Annotated in this window: 18 protein-coding genes; 4 read left to right on the forward strand and 14 right to left on the reverse strand. The window is 57.9% G+C overall.

Annotated elements, in window-relative coordinates:
- Positions 1-36: 36 nt before the first annotated feature.
- Positions 37-1647: a protein kinase domain-containing protein gene (locus tag ACJ8QI_RS12705; protein ID WP_442532699.1), complete on the reverse strand. Its 1611-nt coding sequence runs from the start codon at positions 1645-1647 to the stop codon at positions 37-39.
- A gap of 389 nt (positions 1648-2036) precedes the next feature.
- Positions 2037-3059, reverse strand: a complete 1023-nt coding sequence (locus ACJ8QI_RS12710; protein WP_442532606.1) for a hypothetical protein — start codon at positions 3057-3059, stop codon at positions 2037-2039.
- Positions 3060-3708: 649 nt separating this feature from the next.
- Here ACJ8QI_RS12710 and ACJ8QI_RS12715 point away from each other — a divergent pair.
- Positions 3709-4713, forward strand: coding sequence for a LacI family DNA-binding transcriptional regulator (locus ACJ8QI_RS12715; protein WP_043136352.1), 1005 nt, complete (start codon positions 3709-3711; stop codon positions 4711-4713).
- A gap of 6 nt (positions 4714-4719) precedes the next feature.
- Here ACJ8QI_RS12715 and araD read toward each other — a convergent pair whose 3' ends face one another.
- The 8 genes from araD to ACJ8QI_RS12755 all read right to left on the reverse strand — a co-directional run bounded on the left by araD (position 4720) and on the right by ACJ8QI_RS12755 (position 13648).
- Positions 4720-5412 (reverse strand): L-ribulose-5-phosphate 4-epimerase, encoded by a 693-nt coding sequence (gene araD / locus ACJ8QI_RS12720; RefSeq protein WP_033632583.1) that lies wholly within the window; start codon positions 5410-5412, stop codon positions 4720-4722.
- Complete coding sequence (locus ACJ8QI_RS12725) at positions 5406-6275, reverse strand: L-ribulose-5-phosphate 3-epimerase (protein WP_442532607.1); 870 nt, start codon at positions 6273-6275, stop codon at positions 5406-5408. Before ACJ8QI_RS12725 ends, araD begins: the two co-directional genes overlap by 7 nt.
- Positions 6262-7749 (reverse strand): FGGY-family carbohydrate kinase, encoded by a 1488-nt coding sequence (locus tag ACJ8QI_RS12730; protein ID WP_442532608.1) that lies wholly within the window; start codon positions 7747-7749, stop codon positions 6262-6264. Before ACJ8QI_RS12730 ends, ACJ8QI_RS12725 begins: the two co-directional genes overlap by 14 nt.
- 8 nt (positions 7750-7757) lie before the next feature.
- Positions 7758-8747, reverse strand: a complete 990-nt coding sequence (locus ACJ8QI_RS12735) for an ABC transporter permease (protein WP_442532609.1) — start codon at positions 8745-8747, stop codon at positions 7758-7760.
- The gene (locus ACJ8QI_RS12740) at positions 8744-10234 is read right to left on the reverse strand and encodes a sugar ABC transporter ATP-binding protein (RefSeq protein ID WP_043136367.1); all 1491 of its coding nucleotides are present in this window, start codon (positions 10232-10234) and stop codon (positions 8744-8746) included. Before ACJ8QI_RS12740 ends, ACJ8QI_RS12735 begins: the two co-directional genes overlap by 4 nt.
- A 54-nt stretch (positions 10235-10288) precedes the next feature.
- Complete coding sequence (locus tag ACJ8QI_RS12745; RefSeq protein ID WP_121976668.1) at positions 10289-11206, reverse strand: ABC transporter substrate-binding protein; 918 nt, start codon at positions 11204-11206, stop codon at positions 10289-10291.
- A 135-nt stretch (positions 11207-11341) separates the two neighbouring features.
- On the reverse strand, positions 11342-12409 hold the full coding sequence (locus ACJ8QI_RS12750) for a zinc-binding dehydrogenase (RefSeq protein WP_060420265.1): 1068 nt from the start codon (positions 12407-12409) through the stop codon (positions 11342-11344).
- 285 nt (positions 12410-12694) lie between these two features.
- Entirely contained in the window at positions 12695-13648 is a 954-nt protein-coding gene (locus ACJ8QI_RS12755; RefSeq protein WP_100396378.1) for a LysR family transcriptional regulator, read from the reverse strand.
- 139 nt (positions 13649-13787) lie between these two features.
- Here ACJ8QI_RS12755 and ACJ8QI_RS12760 point away from each other — a divergent pair, with 139 nt between their 5' ends.
- Both ACJ8QI_RS12760 and ACJ8QI_RS12765 read left to right on the forward strand, forming a co-directional pair.
- Positions 13788-14969, forward strand: a complete 1182-nt coding sequence (locus tag ACJ8QI_RS12760; RefSeq protein ID WP_442532610.1) for a M20 aminoacylase family protein — start codon at positions 13788-13790, stop codon at positions 14967-14969.
- Positions 14970-14991: 22 nt separating this feature from the next.
- The gene (locus tag ACJ8QI_RS12765) at positions 14992-15780 is read left to right on the forward strand and encodes an ABC transporter substrate-binding protein (RefSeq protein WP_110158163.1); all 789 of its coding nucleotides are present in this window, start codon (positions 14992-14994) and stop codon (positions 15778-15780) included.
- 158 nt (positions 15781-15938) lie between these two features.
- On the opposite strand, the gene tmaR is transcribed toward ACJ8QI_RS12765, so the two are convergent.
- The 3 genes from tmaR to ACJ8QI_RS12780 all read right to left on the reverse strand — a co-directional run bounded on the left by tmaR (position 15939) and on the right by ACJ8QI_RS12780 (position 18346).
- A complete protein-coding gene (tmaR, locus tag ACJ8QI_RS12770; protein ID WP_004935612.1) occupies positions 15939-16256 on the reverse strand; it encodes a PTS system regulator TmaR in 318 nt (105 codons plus the stop codon).
- A 160-nt stretch (positions 16257-16416) separates the two neighbouring features.
- Positions 16417-17484 carry an FUSC family protein gene (locus ACJ8QI_RS12775; RefSeq protein WP_087763348.1) on the reverse strand — a complete coding sequence of 356 codons (1068 nt, stop codon included), beginning with the start codon at positions 17482-17484 and terminating at the stop codon, positions 16417-16419.
- Positions 17485-17578: 94 nt separating this feature from the next.
- Positions 17579-18346, reverse strand: coding sequence for an N-acetylmuramoyl-L-alanine amidase (locus ACJ8QI_RS12780; protein WP_102984371.1), 768 nt, complete (start codon positions 18344-18346; stop codon positions 17579-17581).
- Positions 18347-18522: 176 nt separating this feature from the next.
- On the opposite strand from ACJ8QI_RS12780, the gene ACJ8QI_RS12785 reads away from it, so the two are divergent.
- Positions 18523-19269, forward strand: a complete 747-nt coding sequence (locus tag ACJ8QI_RS12785) for a S24 family peptidase (RefSeq protein ID WP_019453597.1) — start codon at positions 18523-18525, stop codon at positions 19267-19269.
- A 34-nt stretch (positions 19270-19303) separates the two neighbouring features.
- Here the strand turns inward: ACJ8QI_RS12785 and ACJ8QI_RS12790 are convergent, their stop codons facing one another.
- A complete protein-coding gene (locus ACJ8QI_RS12790) occupies positions 19304-20413 on the reverse strand; it encodes an SDR family oxidoreductase (RefSeq protein WP_070914708.1) in 1110 nt (369 codons plus the stop codon).
- Between the last annotated feature and the right edge of the window lie 21 nt (positions 20414-20434).

Here is a 20434-nt window from a genome sequence, read left to right on the forward strand (position 1 = left end):
GTGTGAAGCAGACCGTTTTAGAAATATTACTCACCTTCAGGAATGCGTTTGAATTGATTCCCAAAAGATAATTTCTTTTTCCCAATGTGCAAAAACCTCTTCAAACTTTGAATCTATAGGAATCAATGCTCTCAATTCGGAAAGTTTCTGATAAGCTTCACTATGATGATGATTTGACCTTAAATCCTGAGCAATGCCGAAAATAAGAAATGCTTTAATTACTTTGTTCGGTGAATTACGTACTAAAAGATTTAAGTTTTCATCATACCCCAAGAGAGATAAGATTTTTATTGACTCATTAAATACTTCAGCACTCGATTCAAAATCGCTACCTATAGAGATGGAATTATCCATAACTGGATACCGTTGAGATGATATTATTTCTTCAGGGTGTTCAAGTAAGAAATATACTATAATTTCAAATGCGGAAATTATTAGTGCATGAAAGTCTATGATTTTATTAGCATTCGATATTCTATATAGCGCCTTTGCATAATGATAAATGACCATTATCTGCTTGGTATTATATGTGTCCATGCTCATTAGAGTGACAAGCTCAGAAGACAACTCATCTATAATTGGAGTTAGTTGGCTTTTGATTTTCGATAGCTTTATTAAATTGAATAGTTTTCCTTCAATGCCACTTACATTGGAAATTTGATCATAATGAGAAATTAGCGTATCAAAAAACTCAAAGCTTTTGGGGTCTGATTTCATTAAAATTTCACTCAGGACACCATAACATGATTCGAAGGACGGTCTTAAACTTGGATTGGGCGATAACATTTCATCTATTAACCTTATTAAAATTGCTTCATTTTCACTCTCGGCGATTTTATAGTTTCTTACCCCATATAATGCCCAGCGCTTAAGTCTTTTTCCCTTCCAACTCCTAATGCGCTCATTTTCATCTTTAGCTGATATAGCTGGATGGTAGCCTTGAAAAAGTTCTGCAATTATAATCCCTACAGAAAAAACATCCGGTTCGAAACATCCTGGAAACATTTCAATATCATACTGCTCTGGTGCCTTATATACATTTGTACCGCCAGGATGTCCATTTAGATATGCATTTGCCACACCAAAATCTGCAATTCTAACTGAATATCTTAAATAGTGTTCAACATCTTCAGGCGGAAAGTTTCTATACTTTTCACTTAGATCAATGTAGAGTATATTATCCGGCTTTATGTCTTGGTGATGTTTTAGGCCTGCTTTACTTGCCTCTATCAACCCTTTAATTATTTGCAATGATAAAATAATAACACTTGTAAGGCTTTGTTTGGATCGCGTGAAGGCGCTAAGATCGCCATTACAGTATGGCATGCAAATTATAGGAAAGTTATTGATTAATGTTACTGAAAAAGGTCTTATTAATAAAGGGTGATTGGAGTATCTAAACCAATTCCCGGCTTCTCTTTCGATATTTTCAATAGCTCCAACTTTAATAGTTGAAATGTCCTCTTTCTCAAATTCTTGCGTGGTTTTATAAGCCACGAACTTTGGAATGCAATCTCTCTCAACTATATATATCAATCCACCTCGACCTTGAAATTGTTTGATTATTTTCCCTTTAAAAATATTTTGCTCTAAGAATACTCCCTTTTCACGACTTAACTCCATGAAATTACTATTTGAAATATGCATCACACTCATAACTCCTTATGCAATTATTAACAGTTTAAACCATCTACAATCATTGGAATTGGTTGTGTCATCCATCACGTCGGGTTTAGAAAATCAGAAGCTGATATGAATTTTTCGTATATCTTAACATGCTTAAAATCAGTATGTAACAACACGATTATCATCATTTCTTGGGCGCTCCTACTTTCAACGTCTGCTTTTGGCACGAAGCGGACTAGTTAACTTGCCTGGAAGGCCGCTGTGAGCGAAAAGCAGAAGTACGAAACTGTTCTGACTATAAAAGGCGACTTTTAACATCGCCCTGTGTTAATCTGTGAGGCATAGGCCAATAAAACATTATCGCAATAGCGCTAGGGAAACTCTGACACATAAATTATTTCGCGATAAGATTAGAATTTAGGATCTAACTTCCTCATATTGTTCGCATGAAATTTAGCGCAATCACGCCAAATGCCAAGTGACTCAGCAACCTTAACGGCTTCATCCTCACCTTTTATAATAACATGATATCGACCACTGACGATTTCGTTCAATCTATTTTTAGCTAAGTTAACAACTTTGTTTTCATTATAAGATGATGGTTCAAATGCAAGTTTGCATGACATGTAGATGATACCTTCAATACCCATTTTTTTTATGATGTATTTATTGATATCTTCGAAAATTAATCTTATTATGTGAGAGCATAGCAACGACGTTTTTGGAGAGATGAATATATCTTCATTATATTTAAATTCCCTTAATGGTTTACCTCTTGGGAAGTTTCTCTCTACTGACTCTTTTAATTCTTGGGATTTTGATATCTCTGATAACTTATGAGATGCTTTGGATTGCCTATGCGCTATTGAATTTCTAACTGCTAAAAAATATTCATAGATCGGAAGAAATGTCTTTATATTCTTCATATCCCATTCGTGTGAATCATATAACCTTTCAATTTTGTTACTACTGGTTGATTCCGATTTTTTATCTTGAGTGTTATTAAACATTGCCCAGCTTGAAAACCAAGAATCAATATCGACAATACAATCATCCAAAGCAGAAAAACTGCCAAATATAGCCATTTCACTTACATACCAATACAGCATCTCTTGCGCTAATTCCTTTTTTTTTAATTGATAATGCAATTCATTATTATCATCTTCCTTATCTTGTCTTCTTGATGATGTTTTATTTTTTAAATTTGATTCATCGACTGGAGGGCTTGGAAGTGAAAAATTCGGCGGGAATTGCCAAGATTTATCAGTTTTCTTAATGAGCTCATTCATTTTATTTTCATTGCCAGGCGTCAATAAATATTCAATCACATGATTAAGTGATGAGGTTAAAACCTTAACCTTCGTATTTAAACCTTCATGAAATAAATGGTAATTTAAAAAAGGCTCAGTTACAGCATATTCTAAGTCTAACATTTTTCATCTACCTTTGATTGTGACTTTATATGTTATTCGTTTAAAGTATATCTTGATGTATTAGTTAATTTCCCACACTTTCATTGCTTGTTCAGAAGTCTATTTTTGAAAATCATTAGCCTTCTCTCTCTGAATTCTAGGAGTGATATATTTTTTTGATCCACCGATTAATTCATTGAGGTTTTAATTTTTTAGTTCCATTAACATAAGTTGATTAGCCACATAGTATATATCCTTCACTCTTAAATTTAATCTGCTAATCATATTAAATGGTTTTTTACTCTGTATAAAGAAAATTTTTTCATGATTCTGAATCACTACAGTTACTCTTGTTACTCGATGGGCGTTTTTACCCCTCACAGGTATTAACTCCTGCTTTTACTTTAGCGTATGCTATGTCCGTTTTTGGCACAAAGCAGCCATTGACACCTAGCTTCGACCATGACCCACACCATAGCAAAGGTTCCTCCAACATAATACAGCCACATAAAATGATTCAATTCACAATTAATAAACCAACGACATTATTACATCTATTTTTATTCCATTATTTTCCCTCCCCCACTCCATCCCCCAACTCCCCCCTAGCACCGCCCCCGCCCTTTCCCTACAATAAGGGATCTGTTGAGGCATAACGCAAGGAAAGACGGTGTCGAAAGCCAATCCCAATGCCACTATCGTGGATATCGCCCGCCGCGCCAGGGTGACCAATATCACCGTTTCCCGCGCCTTCAATAAGCCCGAGCTGGTCAAGCCGGAAACCCGCGAGCGCATTCACGCCATCGCCAAAGAGCTGAACTATGTGCCCAACGCCTTTGCGCAGGGGCTGAAAAGCAGCAGCAGCCAGATTATCGGCATCGTCACCAGCAGCATGTACAACCCGTTCTATTCCGGCCTGATCAAGACCGTGTCGCGCATTGCGCGCCAGCAGGGCTACCAGATCATGCTGTTCGACACCGACGGCAGCGAAGAGGCGGAAATGCGCGCCATTCAGGCGCTGTTCGGCTACAAGGCGCGCGGCATTCTGCTGTCGGCGGTGCGTGACGACAAGCGCTACCGCCCCGCCTATCTCGAGCTGGCCGAGGTGTACGGCGTGCCGCTGATCCTGATCGACCGTGACCTTTACGATCAGCAGCTGAGCGGCGTGTTCCTCGATAACCGCGAGATCGGCGTGCTGGCCGGGCGCTATCTGGCGGAGCAGCCGGAGCAGAAGCTGCTGATCATCGGCGGCCCGGCGGATTCGGAAATCACCTTAACGCGCACCGCCGGCATCGTCGCGGCGCTGCAGGGCAGCGGCCGTGAGATTCATATTATCAACGGCGACTATGATTTCACCTCGCAGGAAAGCGAGGTGCGCGCCTATCTGGCGCAGCCGGAGAACCGCCCGGATTACATCATCGGCCTGAACGGCATCATCACGCTGGGCGCCATCGCCATCTGCCACGAGATGGGGCTTTATGAGCAGGTGAAGTTCTTTTCGATAGACGAGCCGCCGCGCGCCGGCGCTTACGGCCTGCACATTCCGGGGGTGTATCACGATACGCAGAAACTGGGGGAGATCGCCGCGGAGCTGCTGTTCAGCGCCATTCACAGCCCGCGCGGCGAGCTGCCGGTGCGCAGAGAATTCTTCACCGGCTCGCTGTTGAATCGCTGACGGGCACTATTGCCCATAGTAGGCGTGTTTGCCGTGCTTGCGCAGGAAATGTTTGTCCAATAGCTCCGGCTGCATCGGGGCGATGGCCGGCGCCAGCTGGCGCGTCGCCATCGCCATGATCGCCACCTCTTCCAGCACCACCGCGTTGTGCACCGCATCCGCCGCGTCCTTGCCCCAGGCAAACGGGCCGTGGGAATAGACCAGCACTCCCGGCACCTGCTGCGGATCGCGCCCCGCCTGGTTGAAGGTCTCGATAATCACCTTACCGGTTTCCCCCTCGTAATCCCCGGCGATCTCCGCCTCGCTCATCGGCCGGGTGCAGGGGATGTCGCCGTAAAAGTAGTCGGCGTGGGTGGTGCCCAGCGCCGGGATCGGTTGCCCAGCCTGCGCCCAGATGGTGGCGTTGCGGCTGTGGGTGTGCACCACGCCGCCGATGTCGGCGAAGGCGCGGTACAGCGCCAGGTGGGTGGCGGTGTCGGATGAGGGTTTGCGGTGCCCTTCGCGCACCTTGCCCTCCAGATCCACCACCACCAGATCCTCCAGCGTCATCGCCTCGTAGGCGATGCCCGAAGGCTTGATCACCACCAGCCCGCTCTGGCGGTCGATCGCCGAGACGTTGCCCCAGGTAAAGGTCACCAGCCCGTATGCCGGCAGGCTGAGGTTAGCGGCCAGCACCTGCCGCTTGAGTTCGTTCAGCATGCGATGCCTCCCTCATTCATCTGTTGTTCGATCCAGGCCTTGGCCTGGGCGATGCGTTGCTTGTCCTGCCCGTCTTCGCGCGCCCACATCTCCAGCAGGTAGGGGCCGCGATAGCCGAGCGCATTGAGCACGGAAAAGGCGTGGGCGAAATCTACGCAGCCCTCGCCGAACGGCACGTCGCGGAACTGCCCGGCGCTGCCCGGCCCCACCGCGACGGTGTCTTTGAGGTGCACGGCGGTGATGCTGCCGATGCCCAGCGCCAGCTCGGCGGCGACGTCGTTGCCCCAGGCGCTGAGGTTGCCGAGATCGGGATACACCGTGAACCACGGGCTGTTGACGTGGCGGGCGATGTCGCGCCATTTGCTGATGCTGTTGATGAACGGCGTGTCCATCACCTCCACCGACAGCATCACCTGCGCCCTGGCGGCCTGCGCCGCCGCCCACTGCATGCCCTCGATAAAGCGCTCGCGGCTGTGGCGATCGGCGGGTTCGTAATAGACGTCGTAACCCGCCAGCTGGATGTTGCGGATGCCGAGATCCGTCGCCAGTTCCAGCGCCTTGCTCATCAGCACCCGCGCCCGCTCGCGGGTGGCGGCGTCAGCGCTGCCGAACGGATCGCGCCGGTGCGCCGACAGGCACAGGCTCGGCACCGTCACCCCGCTGTCGAGCCGCGCCTGGATAAACGCCAGCCGCTGGCGGCGATCCCAGTCCAGCCGCTGCTGGCGCGCCGGGTGTTCGTCGATCGACATCTCCACAAATTCAAAACCCAGCTCGGCGGCGGTGGCCAGCCGCTGCGGCCAGCTCAGATCGGCGGGCAGCGCCTTTTCATACAGCCCCAGACAGGCGGCGTTAGTCGTTTGCATCAGTCACCTCACTCAAAGCCTGAGCGACCGCCAGATAGCGTGCCTGCTGGGCGCGCAGGCTCCGGTGGGCGGCGGTCGCGGGATAATAACAGCGCAGCTTGGGCGGCGCGGCGGCGATCGCTTCGGCGAACCCGGCGTACTCCCCGGCGCCGACGGCGGCGCACAGGGCGGCGGCGCGGCAGCCGCTTTGGCGGGTTTCCACCACTTCGAGCGGCAGGTTGCCGGCGTCGGCGTACATCTGCATCCACACCTCGGACTGCGTCGGCCCGCCGGTCATGCGCACCCGCTCGATGCGCGGGTTCAGCTGCACCATGCGCTCCTGATGGATCAGGTGCGAGAACACGATGCCCTGGTAGATCGCCTGCACCACGTCCGCCATCTCGTGGTGGGCGCTCAGGCCGATCAGCCCACCCGGCGTGTTGCCGCCGAGGTTGGAGCCGTACAGATAAGGCAGGAACAGCAGCCCGCTGGGCTGCTCGCGGCGCTCGGCCACCCAGGCATTGAACTGGGCATAGCGCTGCCGATCGTCGGCGCAGAACTGGCGCAGGAACCAGGCCAAATTGCCTGCCGAGGTCGGGCTGCCTTCGTGCACGAAATAGCGGCCGTCGATGCAGTAGCGCCCCCAGGCGTAGGGGTAATCGGCGGGAATGATGCGCTCGGTCACGCAGGTGGCAATCGACCAGGTGCCCGCCACCGCGCTGAGTGTGCGATCGTCGGCCACGCCGGAGCTGAGCGCCGCGCCCACCACGTCGAACAGGCCGCCGTACACCGCGGTGCCCGTTCGCAGGCCGCACTGCGCCGCCGCCGCAGCCGTCACCCGCCCGGCCAGCTGCGCCGAGCCGATCACCGGTGCGGTCTTCTCCTGCGCCTCTTCGATGCCGAAGGCCGCCATCAGCGCCGGATCGTAAGCGCCGCTGTGCTGGTTAAACAAGTTGCTGCCAGAGATGTTGGTCACCTCGGCCGCCGCCTCGCCGGTGAGGCGAAAGCGCAGGTAGTCGTGCGCCATCAGGATGCGATCGACGGCGGCGTACTGCGCCGGTTGCCGGTGCTTCAGCCAGCGCAGCAGCAGCGCCGGGTGGCTGGGCCACAGCGGCTGCAGGCTGCGCGGGTAGGTCTGCGCGTCCACGCCGGCGCGGCGCAGCTCAGCCGCCGTGGCCGCCGCGCGGTTGTCCGAAGAGAGGATGCCGTTGCCGACCGGCTTGCCGTGGCGGTCGATGGCGTACAGCCCTTTGCCGTGCGCCGAGAAGCTGACGCCGCGCACCTGCCCGGCCTCCAGCCCCGCCGCGTGCAGCGTCTGGCGGATCGCCGCGCAAACGTCATCCCACAGCGCGTCCATATTGCGTTCGCTGAAGCCCGGCTGGGCGGCAATCGCCGCGCCGTCGCGCTCGGCAACTGCCAGCTCTTCGCCGCTTGCCCGGTACAGCCCGGCCTTGATCACCGTGCCGCCGACGTCTATGCCAAGAAAGACTGACATCGCGCCTCCTATTTGCGCCGCACGGAGCTGAGGTAGATGGCGGCCAGGATGATGCCGCCCTTCACCACGTTCTGGATATACGGCGATACGTTCATCAGATTGAGGCCGTTGTTGAGCACCCCGAGCATCATCGCCCCCACCAGCGTGCCAATGATGGCGCCGCGCCCGCCGGAGATCGCCGCCCCGCCCAGCACTACGGCGGCGATGGCGTCCAGCTCGAAGCCTTCGCCGGCGTTGGGCTGCCCGCTCATCAGGCGCGAGGTCAACACCAGCCCGGCCAGCGCGGCGGTCAGGCCGCTGATCACGTACACCAGCATCTTGTAGCGCGGCACGCGGATGCCGCTCAGGCGCGCCGCCTCTTCGTTGCCGCCCATCGCGTAGACGTAGCGGCCGAACGGCAGCTGGTTGAGCATCAGCCAGGCCAGCACATACACGCCGAGCATGATCAGGATCGGCACCTGAATGCCCAGCACCGTGCCGCGGCCGAAGAACGCGAAGACGTCGGGCAGGCCGGAGATTGGGTAGCCGCCGGTATAGAGCAGCGCCAGGCCGCGGGCGATGCCCATCGACGCCAGGGTGACGATGATCGGCGGCATGCGCAGGTAGGCGATGCAGGCGCCGTTGGCCAGGCCGAACAGCGCGCCGAGCGCCAGCGCCGCCACCATCGCCAGCGGGATCGGCACCGCCGCCAGCATCAGCCCGGCGGCGACCGAACCGGCCAGCGCCATCACCGGCCCCACCGAGAGATCGATGCCGCCGGTCAGGATGGCGCAGGTCATGCCCACCGCGATGATGGCATTGATAGACACCTGGCGCGCCACGTTGGTCAGGTTGTTGACGCTGAGGAAGCTGTCGTTCAGCAGGCTCATCAATATGAACAAGATTACGAAGCCGATAAACGGCAAGACCGCCGGGTGATGCAGCAGTTTTTCCCAGCGCTTGCCGAGGCTGGGGCCGGCGGCGCGGCGCGCCACGGCGGGTTGTTCAATTCCGATCATAAGGCACTCCCGGTCGCGTGAAGCATGATGTGGTTGGATTCGATGTCGTCGCCGGTCAGCTCGGCGACGATGTGGCCGCCGCGAAACACCAGCACGCGGTCGCACACGCCGATGATCTCCGGCAGTTCGGAGGAAATCATGATGATGGAGATGCCCTGCAGGGTCAGTTGCTGCATCAGCTGGTAGATCTCGGCCTTGGCGCCCACGTCGATGCCGCGCGTCGGCTCGTCGAAGATCAGGATGTTGCAGTCGTTGTTGAGCCAGCGGGCGATCACCACCTTCTGTTGGTTGCCGCCGCTCAGGGTGCTGACGGCGGTCTCGGCGTCCGGGGTTTTCACGCCCACGGCGCGGATCAGCCGCTGCACCACGTCGCGATCCTTACGGGCGCTGACGAAGATCTTGCCGCGCCGGTGGTGCCGGTTGAGGGTGATGTTCTGCGCCACCGAAAACGGCAGCACCAGGCCCTCGGTTTTGCGGCTCTCCGGCAGCAGGCCGATACCCTGCGCCAGCGCCTGCGCCGGGGAGCGCAGCGCCGCCGGTTGGCCGCCGAGGCTGACGCGTTTGCGGTGGCAGCGGCTGGCGCCGATTAGCGCCGAGACGGTCTCGGTGCGCCCGGAGCCCACCAGCCCGGCGAAGCCGAGGATCTCGCCCTTGTGCAGGTGGAAGCGGTCGGTCGCGCCGTGCTTCTCGCGCTGGATCTCCGCCTCCAGCAGCACCGTCGCGGTATCGACCGGGTGCTGTTTCACCGGGAAGGCGTTCTCGATTTTGCGCCCGACCATCAGCCGCACCAGCTCTTCCACGTTGGTGTCGCCGGTGGCCAGCGTTTCGATGTATGCGCCGTCGCGCAGCACGGTAATGCGATCGCAGATGGTGAAGATCTCGTCCAGGTGGTGCGAGATAAACACCATGCCGACGCCCAGCAACCGCAGATCGTTCATCACGCTGAACAGGTGCTCGGCCTCGCCCGGCGTCAACGTGGCGGTCGGCTCATCCAGCACCAGCACCCTCGCCTCCAGCGACAGCGCCTTGGCGATCTCAACGAACTGCTGCTGCGCCACGCTCAGCTGTTCCACCGGGCAATCGAGATCGATAGCCACCGTCAGCCGCTTGAAAATGGCCTCGGCCTTGCGCCGCATCGCCCGCCGATCCAGCAGGCCCCAGCGGTTCCTGATCTCCCGGTTGAGGAAGATGTTGTCGATGGCGCTCATGTAGGGAATCAACGAGAACTCCTGAAAAATAATGCCGACCCCGGCCTCGATCGCCTGGCGATAGTTGTTAAAGCGGCGCTGCTCGCCGTCGATAAAAATATCGCCCTCGTCCGGCTGATAGATGCCGCACATGATTTTCACCAGCGTCGATTTGCCGGCGCCGTTTTCGCCCAACAGGGCGTGCACTTCGCCGCGCTGAATGGCCAGATCGATGCCGTCCAGCGCCTTCACGCCGGGAAAGCTTTTCTTTATTCGCTTCAGTTCCAGTAAAGGTGTCACCGCATTACCCTCCGCGCCGAACGCCCCGCCGCAGCGGGGCGAACCCGGCCGCTGTTACCAGCTAAAGCCGGCCGCATTGCTGCGGTCGATCAGCTTCACTTTGACCGGCACGGTTTTCGGCACCGTGGCGCCCCAGTAGCGGGCCAGCGCAATGCCGAGCGCGATGCGCAGCTGGTCGCGCGGGAACTGCGCCGAGGTGGCGATGAACGGCGAGTTCGGCTTGAGGATCTCTTTGATGGCTTCCGGCTGGCCGTCGACGCTCACCAGCTTGACCTTGGCGCCGTTGCTTTCGATCGCCGCCAGGGCGCCGAGCGCGCCGACGTCGTTGACGCTGAAGATGCCCGCCAGATCCGGCGCCGACTGCAGCATGTTTTCGGTCACGGTCAGCGCGGTGTCGCGCTCCTGCTTGCCGTTTTGCTTGGTGACGATCTTGATGTCGGGGTATTTCTTCATCGCCGCTTCAAAGCCGCGCACGCGCTCCAGGATCGGCACCACTGGGATGCCGTCGAGGATCGCCACCTTGCCTTTGCCGCCCAGCGCTTTCGCCAGGTATTCGCCCGCCTGGAAGCCGGCGTCGTAGTTTTCCGATCCGACGAACGAGTCCAGCGGCCCTTCCGCCTGCGCGTCGATCGCCACCACCACCGCGCCGGCCTTATGGGCGGAGATCACCGCCGACTGCACCCCCACCGAATCGGTCGGGTTGATCAGCAGGATATCCACCTTCTTCTGCAGCATGTCTTCCACGTCGCCGATCTGTTTGGCGACGTCATGGCGCGCATCGGCCACGTACACCTTGGCGCCGATATCCGCCGCCGCCTGATCCAGCGCCTGCTTCATGGTGACAAAGTAGTCGTTGTTCATTTCCTGGAACGACATACCGATAGTGATTTGCTTGGCCAGCGCCCCATGGCTGGCCACCAACATTCCACCGGCGACGATAAAAGGTAAGGTCTTTTTGAATAATGAAAACATAGCCAATTCTCCTGTAGGGAAGCTTCTTGTTGTGGTTATCAGAGCAACAGCATGTCTTTACGTTTGGCCGACCGGCCGGCCCCCCATTGCGAGCGGGCCGGCGGTCGTGACTGCAACAGCGGTACAGCGGGAGGGTCAGGGAACCAGGATCACCTTGATGGAGTCGGTCGAGTCCGCCAGGGCGAAGGCTTCGTCCCAGTCGTTCAATGAATAGCTGTGGGTAATCACGCCGTTGGAGGTCACCAGCCCGCGCTCGAACAGATCGATGGCGATTTCGTAGCTGTAGGGCGCCAGGTGCGCGCCGCGGATGTCCAGCTCTTTGCGATCGCCGATGATGGACCAGTCGACGGTGGTTTCCTTGCCGAACACGCTGAACTCCACGAAGCGGCCCAGCTTGCGGATCATCTGCAGCCCCTGGGTGACGCCGATCGGCGCGCCGGTGGCCTCGATGTAAACGTCGCAGCCGTAGCCGCCGGTCAGCGATTTGACGATCTGGTCGGCGTCTTCCTTCAGCGGGTTGATCACCACGTCGGCGCCAAATTCCTTCGCCAGTGCCAGCCGCTCGTCGATGGCGTCGATCACGATCAGTTTCTTCGGCGTCTTCAGGCGCGCCACCTGCACCATGCACAGCCCGAGCGGCCCGGCGCCGGCCAGCACCACCACGTCGTCCAGCTGGATGTCGCCGCGCGCCACGGTATGGATGGCGCAGGCCATCGGCTCAATCAATACCGCGTCTTCATGGCTCAGGCTTTCCGGGATCTTGTGCACGATGGCGTTCTCTGAAAAGCGCATATACTCCGCCATGCCGCCCTCCGCCACGTCTTTTTGGAAGCCGTAAATGTTATGCGTCTCACACATCCAGTAACTGCCGGATTTGCAGTAGCGGCACTCCCAGCACGGCACGATCTGCTCGGCGATCACCCGCTCGCCGAGCCGGTATTTGCCTTCCGCGCCCTCGCCCAGCGCGGCGATGCGGCCGTAGAACTCGTGGCCCGGCACCACCGGCGGTTTAACCCACGGGTTCTCCCCCCAAAACATCTGTGCGCCATTCTTGCACTTGCAGTCGCCGGCGCAGATGCCGCAGCCTTCCACCTTGATCACCAGCTCGCGCGCCTTCGGCAGCGGCGTGGGCACCTGTTCGAAACGATAGTCCTGCGGGCCGTGGCAAACGACCGCACGCATTTTTTCCGGCAACTGGCTCATCTCTTCCTCCAATACACTCTTTAAACGCTTGAATTTTCTTAATGTTGACGTTGTCATTTTTATCCAACAAAAAACAACAAACGTTATAAAGTGATAAATTTCAATTGATTAATCATCAAACACCCAGGAAAACTCAAAATGACAACGTGAACATAGAGCGACATATAACCAAAGCTGCAAAAATAATTATTTGAGCAAAATCACATATCGTTAACATTGCGGCTAAAAATGCTACAAATGCGGATCGCGATCCCATTTACGGGATCGTCGATCCGTGGGGATCCGCTAAATCAGCAGGCGCACGCGATCGTAGATCTGGCGATCTTCCGGCCGCGACGATCGCGCCTGCTGGCGCAGGGTGCGCACCAGCGTGTCGATAAACGCATGGGCGGCGGCGCTCAGAATGCTGTTGCGCCGGGTGACGATATTCAGCTGCGCCGGCTGGCAGCTCTCCCGCAGCGCCAGCGGCTGCACGCGGGAGACGAACTGCGGCAGCGCGACGATCGGCCGCGGGCACCAGGTGCACATCTCGGCGGACTCCACCAGCGCCTGCAGCATGCCGAACGAATGCGCCTGGATAATGCGCTGGCGCGGCAGGCGCGCGCCGTGGCGGTGAAACACCTCGTCGAGCAGCGCATCGAAACTTTCCGGGGTATAGCTCATCACCCAATCCTGCTCCAGCAGCTGATGCAGCGAGGTACTGTGCGCCAACGGGTGGCCGCGCCGCACCATGTACGCCGTTTCATACTCCAGCAGCGGCTCGCAGTGAAACTCCTGCGGCGCCGACGACGCCGGCAGCGGCGTGATGGCAAAGTCCATCGTGCCCTCGCGCAGCTGCGACTGGGCGTTGGCCATCAGGCTTTCCGACAGTTCCAGCCGCACCGCCGGCACCTTGCTGCGAAACGCCATCACCGCTGGCGGCAGCACCGTCAGCATCAGCCAGGGGGTGATCGCCGCCTTGACCAGATCCGCCGCCCGCCCGCGCAGCGCCGCCATTTCCCCCTGCGCCTGTTCCAGCTGATTCAACACCAGCCGGGCGTGCGCCAGCAGGGTTTTGCCGTAGGGGGTAAAGCCCAGCCCGGTCGGGGTGCGGATCAGCAGCGGCAGCGCCTGCTCCTGCTCCAGTTCGCGCAGCGCACGGGTCACCGCCGCCTGCGACAGCCCCAGATGCCGCGCCGCCGCGCGAATGCTGCCGCTGTCGGCGCTGGCCACCAGCGCCTGCAGTTGGTGCAGTTTCATGTTCACCTCCTGACAATCATTGGTTGTCAGCATAACCGAACGGCGGCTACCCGGCAAAAACGGAGTTTGCTAGTCTCGATGCCTATCCCTCTGCCCCATTCCCCGCCCGTTGGCCGGGGCCATTTTGCCGGAGACCGTGATGAACCTTTCACTCGTACTGCCTGAGATCGCCGCCGTTCATGATGAGATGGTCGCGCTTCGCCGCCACATTCACGCCCACCCGGAGCTGGGCTTCCAAGAGTTCGCCACCTCGGATCTGGTGGCGCAGCGGCTGGAGGAATGGGGTTACCGCGTCACGCGCGGCGTAGGACAAACCGGCGTTGTCGCCACACTGCAGCGCGGGCCAGGAAAATCGCTCGGCATCCGCGCCGACATGGACGCCCTGCCGATTGCCGAAACGACCGGCTTGCCGCACGCCAGTACCCATTCCGGGGTGATGCACGCCTGCGGCCACGACGGGCACACCGCCATGCTGCTGGCGGCGGCGCGCTATCTGGCGCGGCAGCCGAACTTCAGCGGCACGCTGCACCTGATCTTTCAGCCGGCGGAAGAAGGCGGCGGCGGCGCCAGAGTGATGATTGAAGACGGCCTGTTTGAGCGCTTCCCTTGCGACGCGGTGTTCGCCATGCACAACGTGCCCGGCTTCCCCACCGGCCACCTGGGCTTCGCCAGCGGCCCCTTCATGTGCTCGGCCGATACGGTACACATCACCCTGCACGGCCACGGCGGCCACGGCGCGGTGCCGCAGAGCACCGTCGATCCGGTGGTGGCCTGCGCGGCCATCGTCATGAGCCTGCAAACCATCGTGGCGCGCAATATCGATCCGCAGGAAACCGCGATCGTCACCGTGGGGGCGATGCAGGCCGGCCAGGCCGCCAACGTGATCCCGGCGACCGCCACTCTGACGCTCAGCGTGCGCGCGCTGACGGCGGCGGTGCGTGAGCGGCTGGAGCAGCGCATCACCGAGCTGGTCACGGCGCAGGCCGCCAGCTTCGGCGCCCGCGCGGAGATCGACTATCAGCACGGCTACCCGGTGCTGGTGAACCATCCGGCAGAAACCGAGCTGGCGCGCGCGGTGGCGCTGGAATGGGCCGGAGAGAGTCAGGTTATCCCCACGCTGCGGCCGTTCACCGCCAGCGAAGATTTCGCCTTTATGCTGGAGAAGTGCCCGGGCAGCTACATCTCGATCGGCAACGGCCCCGCCACGCCGGGCAATTCTCTGCACAACCCCGGTTATGACTTCAACGACGACAGTCTGTCGCTGGGCGCCACCTACTGGGTCAAATTGGTCGAGCGCTTTTTAGCTCGCCCTGCGGTTTAATCGCCAACGCTGAGGAAATGACATGAAAACCATCAAAGGGCTGTTGTTGTTGCTGCCGCTGGCCGCGAGCTTTCCCGCGCTGAGCGGTGAATTCAGCGGCAAAGTGATCAAGCTGGGCATCGATCCCACCTTTCCACCGCTGGAATATAAAACCCCGCAGGGCAAGCTGACCGGCTTCGGCGTCGATATCGCCCAGGCGCTGTGCGATCAGATGCAGGCCAAATGCGTGTGGGTAGAAAGCAGCTGGGACGGCATGATCCCCGGCCTGCAGGCGAAGAAGTTCGACGCCATCGCCTCGTCGATGACCATCACGCCGCAGCGCCGGCAGCAGATCGCTTTCTCCAGCAAAGTCTCGAACGCCCCGGCGCGGCTGGTGGCGCATAAGGGCAGCAACTTGCAGCCTACCGTCGCCTCGCTGAAGGGCAAATCGGTCGGCGTGCAGCAAGGCTCCAGCCAGGAGGCCTACGCCAACGCGCAGTGGCGCCCGGCCGGCGTTAACGTGGTGGCTTACCAAAGCCAACAGGAAGTGAACGAAGATTTGGCCAACGGCCGGCTGGATGCGTCGCTGCTGGCCAGCGTCAGCGCCAGCGAGTTCTTCAAAACGCCCGGCGGCAAAGATTTCGCCTTTATCGGCGCCGAGCTGACCGACAGCAAATACTTCGGCGTCGGCGACGGCATCGGGGTGCGCAAAGACGATACCGCGCTGCTGAACGCCTTCAACGCCGCGCTGCAGGCGATCCGCGCCAACGGCACTTACAAGAAAATCAACGACAGGTATTTCGACTTCGACATGTACGGCGCGGAGCAGTAACAAGCGTTCCCCGGCGGTCACCTGCAGATCCTGCAGGATGGGGAGGCGCCTTCGGCCGCCGGGGAACGCCCCAACGGAAACGGCAGTGTCGGCAAGAACGGAAAATCAGACGGGATAAGGATGCGGGCCAGGCAGGACGCCCGGCCCGCTAAAGCGGGTTACTTCACTTCGCCCATCGCTTTCAGCTTTTTGGACAGCTCGCGGCGTTCTTTGGACAGATCGGCATTTTTGATGATGTAGTCATCAACGCGATCTTCGTAGTCGCTGCGCATGTTGGCGATGATGCCCTGAATGTCTTCAATGCTCATGCCGGGCTTGATGTACTCACTCAGGTTGTCGAGCAGCAGCACGCGCTTCTGGTTATCACGAATTTTCTTTTCGTTGTCGACGATCTCGCGTTGCAGTTTGTTTTTGCGGCGGAACATACGCACAAACTCCAGCACGTCCTGGAAACTCGGCTTATTTGCATTATCCATCTTTATACCCTTGCTTTAGTAATACACAGATTCATTTGCTTACGGCCACATGGCACCAAGATACAGGTTTGTGGCGGTCCGGCACAACAGTGATTGCCTTATCTTACCCACTTTGCCCCGGCAGCCAAAACCCAAAGCGCCGCCTTCATGATCTGACCCCTTATTCGCGCCCGGCGGCGGTGCAGACCTGGAGCAGATCCCCCAGCTCTTCCAGCTGCTGCGCCAGCTCCATGCTGAGCCAGACATAGCCGTAAATCGGCGCTTCGCCGTGCTGACCGAGGCTGACCTCTTGCATCAGCGTTTTCAGCTCGCCGGCGATCTCCGCCAGCTGCCCCGCCGCCGCCTGCCGCTGCGCCTGGGGCCCTTCGCGCATCAGCACCGCCAGCGATTCCAGCGAGCTCAGCGTCAGCAGCTGGGTGCTGCGCAGCGTGTGGGCGTTCAACATGATGAAGTGCGTTTCACGCGAGGCCCAGTAGGCGTCGGCCATCAGCTCCAGCGTGCACACCAGATTGCGGCTGAGGGTTTGCACCGCCTCGAACACCGCTTTGGGGATGCGGGTTTCCTTGCTGGCGGGCACGATCAGGCTGCGCAGCTTCACCACCTGATTCAACAGATCCTTGAGCTGCGGCTCCAGCCGCGGCCGCTCAATGACGTTCGGCGAAAAATACGCGCCGTAGAGGCGGGCGGCGGTTTGCAGACAGTCCGCCATCTGCATGCGCCACAGAATATAGGCGCGCTGTGGGTAGATGCTGGTGAACAACAGCGCCAGCAGCGAGCCGAAGATCACGTCGCCGCTGCGCCACAGCGCGGTATGCATGTCGCCGGCGCCCGCGCCGCACACCACCGCCAGCGTGATCCCCACCAGCAGCGCCATATACGGCCGTTTGCCCAGCGTCAGGTAGCCGCAGACGAACATCACCACGCCGCACCAAGCCAGCATCAGCGGCAGCGAATAGAGTTCCAGATACAGGGCGATCAGGCCGGACGCGGCACCGAACACCGTGCCGGCAATGCGTTGCAGCGCCCGCTGCAGCACGTTGCCCCAAAACGAGATCGGCCCCATCACCACCACCAGGGTGATCAGCGGCCAGGTGCCTTCGGGCACCGCCAGCAAGCGGATCAGCAGAAAGGTCAGGATAAACGCCAGCCCGATGCGCACGCCGTGGACGATGCGATAGTGGCGGTAGGTCAGCAATTCAAGGGAAGAGATTTTTCGATCGAGGCGCACGATGCCTCCGATAAAGACCAGCCAGGCCGCTATTTTAGCGGAGGAAGCCCGGCAAGGAAAAGGCGAATGAGGCGTCCCCCATTCGCGGTCAGGCTCAGGCGGCGTACTTGTCGACCAGCGCGCGCAGAACGGCGGCGGTTTCGACATCCATCACGCCGTCATACTTCTGCTGGCGGAAGTGCAGCTGGAACGCCCGCACCAGCTGGCGATAGCCTTCTGCGGTATTGGCCGCCGAGGTGTCATAGCCGTATTGGGTGAACAGCTTCAGCAGCTCGGCCTGCGCCGGCAGCCCCTGACGGCAGTATTCCTGCTGGCGCTGCTGCTTGGTCGCCTCGTCATACCAGGCGCCGACGCCGGCCTGATACAGCTGCTGCCACGGGAACTGCGGGCCCGGATCGCTCTTGCGGCCCGGCGCGATGTCGGAGTGCGCCACCACGTTCACCGGCGAGATGTCCGGGTAACGCTGCAGGATATTCTGCGCCAGCTGGGTGACCGCCTCGATCTGCTGCGGGTTAAACGGCGGGAAGGTGATGTTTTCACCGTCACCGCTCGCCAGGTTGACGATCTCGATGCCGATCGAGGTGTCGTTGATATTGCTGCGGGTGCCCCATTGGCTGGTGCCGGCATGCCAGGCGCGCTCGTTCTCGTCCACCAGGTTGAAAATGCGCACGCCGCTAAAGCCGGCGGCCTGATAGGTGGCCTCGGTCGGATCCGGCACCAGATAGTGCGCGCTGACCGATTTTCCGGTCAACGACTTCACCGAGTCGGCAAAGTTTTGCGCCGTGTAGTGCAGCACCAGAAAGCGCACGCGGTGGCCGAAGCTGGCGACCGATCGGTAGCTATTGTAATCAATCTTGTACATCGTAAAGTCCCTCTCTCGTTTGATTTCACTGAGCGGCCTCTCATCATGACAGGCCGCTCCGCACAGGTGAACCTTTGGCTCACCCTTTTTGTTTTAGCTAATTGCTAAATTATGCGCAAGCGTTTTTTAGCAAAACCGTTATTTACCTTTTTGCTAAAGAGTGCGATCATCGAACAATGGAAACTAAAGAAATCAGGCGCAACAATCTGCGCGAATTGATGGCCCGCTACGCCCGGCAAGGCGTCAACCAGAATGAGTTCGCCACGCTGGTTGAGTCTTCCGCGCCGACGCTGAGCCAAATCATCGGGGAAAAATCCTCCCGCAATCTTGGCGACAATCTGGCCAGGCGGATCGAGGCCAGGCTGAATTTGCCCAAGGGCTGGTTCGACGTGTTTCACGAAAAGCAGCTGGTGCGCCCGTTTGACAACGTGGCGGCGGAGTCGGACTTCCAGCCCGCCCGTTTGAAACCGGTGGTATGGGAAGATACCGAACAGGACAAGGAAGAGTTTGTGGAGATCCCGCTGCTGGATATTGATTTTTCCGCCGGCGACGGCTGCTACGAAATCGTCGATCGCGAGGAGTTTTCGCTGATCTTCCGCCGTTACTACCTGCACAAGATGGGGGTGGCGGTCAACGCCGCGCGTATTATTCGCATCTCCGGCTCCAGCATGGAGCCGCGCCTGCAGGACGGCGACGTGGTCGGCATCAACACCGACGACACGCGCATCCGGGAAGGCAAGACCTACGCCATCCGCCACGGCAATTTGCTGCGGGTGAAGGTGCTGATCGAGCAGCCGGACGGCGGCGTCATCATCCGCTCCCTCAACCGGGAAGAGTACCAGGACGAGCACCTCAGCTATCAGCAGCGCAAAGAGCAACTGGTGGTGCTCGGCCGCGTCTTCTGGTCCTCTTCGTCCTGGTAGCGGAACAACCTCGGGCGCCCGCTGCGCCCGGCGGTTATTTGAAGTCCACCACCATCTGCTGCTGGATAGACAGCCCGCGGGTCGACTGTACGCAGCCGGCGATGTAGTCGGTGAAGCGCGGCGGCTTCGGCATACCCAGCTTGAGGATCTTCTCGTTGCTGAAACGCACGTTGAGCATGGCGAACGATCCGTACAGGCGCATCGCTTTCAGCATCAGCCGCTCGTTGCACGGGCCGAAAATGTCTTTCAGCTGGCGGCGCATTTTCACCAGCGCGTCATAGGTCACCTGCGCATACTCATCGCCCACCGGCGCTTTTTCCAGCGCGGCCGCCATGGCGTTGTCGATTTCTGCAAAGCTGACGCTGCTCTCCACGCCGGCAGAGATGTGATACACGTCGTTCTCCAGCGTTTCGCTGTTCATCAGCATCACCAGTGCATCCGCACAGTAGTCCGCCGGGATCACGTCGATATTGTCCTGCAGCGAGCACATGAACTTGCGCAGCATCAGCGCCATGCCGAACACCCAGAAAATGCTGCTGGAAGGCTGGCAGCCCAGGCGGGTGTGCCCCACCACGATCGACGGACGAGCGATGGTCAGCGGCATTTGCGGGCAGCGTTGGCGCATCAGCTGTTCGATGGTGGATTTGGAACGCGTATATTCCACCAGGTGCTCGGCGTCTTCCTCAAACTCGCCGCTCTCCGCCACCAGCGAACCCGGCTCCGGCGAACAAGACATGGCGGTACCGACGTGCAGGAAACGTTTTAATCCCGGCACCTGCGCCATTCTTTCGGCAAAGGCCAGAGTGCCTTCTACGTTTACCTTCCAAATGAGCGGGTTATTACCAAATGAAGCAACGGCTGCACAGTTAATAACGTGCGTGACATTGTTAATACGTGCGTCAGTTAAAAAGTCGGCCGGCTCGGAAAGGTCGCCCAACAATATATTTTCTATCGTAATTTTAGACAGCAGGTTCGCATCGATATTAAACTTTTCCATATTCGTGCGAATACGGGCCAGCCCTTGCTGCGCATCATCGGCGCGCACCAGCAAAAGATAATTAATAGACTGATTTTCAATCAATAATTTTTCGAGAACTGCACCACCGAGAAAGCCGGTAGCGCCGGTCAACAGTAGCGTTTTCATAATTGTCACCCACATTGGCAT

It is taken from the genome of Serratia sp. CY84636 (genome assembly GCF_052166245.1).
Lineage (GTDB): Bacteria > Pseudomonadota > Gammaproteobacteria > Enterobacterales > Enterobacteriaceae > Serratia > Serratia nevei.

What these genes read in the sequence shown, in the direction of transcription:
- ACJ8QI_RS12705 (WP_442532699.1), bottom strand. Translation starts at nt 1,647, where the DNA reads ATGCATATTTCAAATAGTAATTTCATGGAGTTAAGTCGTGAAAAGGGA.
- ACJ8QI_RS12710 (WP_442532606.1), bottom strand. Translation starts at nt 3,059, where the DNA reads ATGTTAGACTTAGAATATGCTGTAACTGAGCCTTTTTTAAATTACCAT.
- araD (WP_033632583.1), bottom strand. Translation starts at nt 5,412, where the DNA reads ATGCTGAACGAACTCAAGCGGCAGGTGCTGGCCGCTAACCTCAGCCTG.
- ACJ8QI_RS12725 (WP_442532607.1), bottom strand. Translation starts at nt 6,275, where the DNA reads ATGCAAACGACTAACGCCGCCTGTCTGGGGCTGTATGAAAAGGCGCTG.
- ACJ8QI_RS12730 (WP_442532608.1), bottom strand. Translation starts at nt 7,749, where the DNA reads ATGTCAGTCTTTCTTGGCATAGACGTCGGCGGCACGGTGATCAAGGCC.
- ACJ8QI_RS12735 (WP_442532609.1), bottom strand. Translation starts at nt 8,747, where the DNA reads ATGATCGGAATTGAACAACCCGCCGTGGCGCGCCGCGCCGCCGGCCCC.
- ACJ8QI_RS12745 (WP_121976668.1), bottom strand. Translation starts at nt 11,206, where the DNA reads ATGTTTTCATTATTCAAAAAGACCTTACCTTTTATCGTCGCCGGTGGA.
- ACJ8QI_RS12750 (WP_060420265.1), bottom strand. Translation starts at nt 12,409, where the DNA reads ATGAGCCAGTTGCCGGAAAAAATGCGTGCGGTCGTTTGCCACGGCCCG.
- ACJ8QI_RS12755 (WP_100396378.1), bottom strand. Translation starts at nt 13,648, where the DNA reads ATGAAACTGCACCAACTGCAGGCGCTGGTGGCCAGCGCCGACAGCGGC.
- ACJ8QI_RS12760 (WP_442532610.1), top strand. Translation starts at nt 13,788, where the DNA reads ATGAACCTTTCACTCGTACTGCCTGAGATCGCCGCCGTTCATGATGAG.
- ACJ8QI_RS12765 (WP_110158163.1), top strand. Translation starts at nt 14,992, where the DNA reads ATGAAAACCATCAAAGGGCTGTTGTTGTTGCTGCCGCTGGCCGCGAGC.
- tmaR (WP_004935612.1), bottom strand. Translation starts at nt 16,256, where the DNA reads ATGGATAATGCAAATAAGCCGAGTTTCCAGGACGTGCTGGAGTTTGTG.
- ACJ8QI_RS12780 (WP_102984371.1), bottom strand. Translation starts at nt 18,346, where the DNA reads ATGTACAAGATTGATTACAATAGCTACCGATCGGTCGCCAGCTTCGGC.
- ACJ8QI_RS12785 (WP_019453597.1), top strand. Translation starts at nt 18,523, where the DNA reads ATGGAAACTAAAGAAATCAGGCGCAACAATCTGCGCGAATTGATGGCC.
- ACJ8QI_RS12790 (WP_070914708.1), bottom strand. Translation starts at nt 20,413, where the DNA reads ATGAAAACGCTACTGTTGACCGGCGCTACCGGCTTTCTCGGTGGTGCA.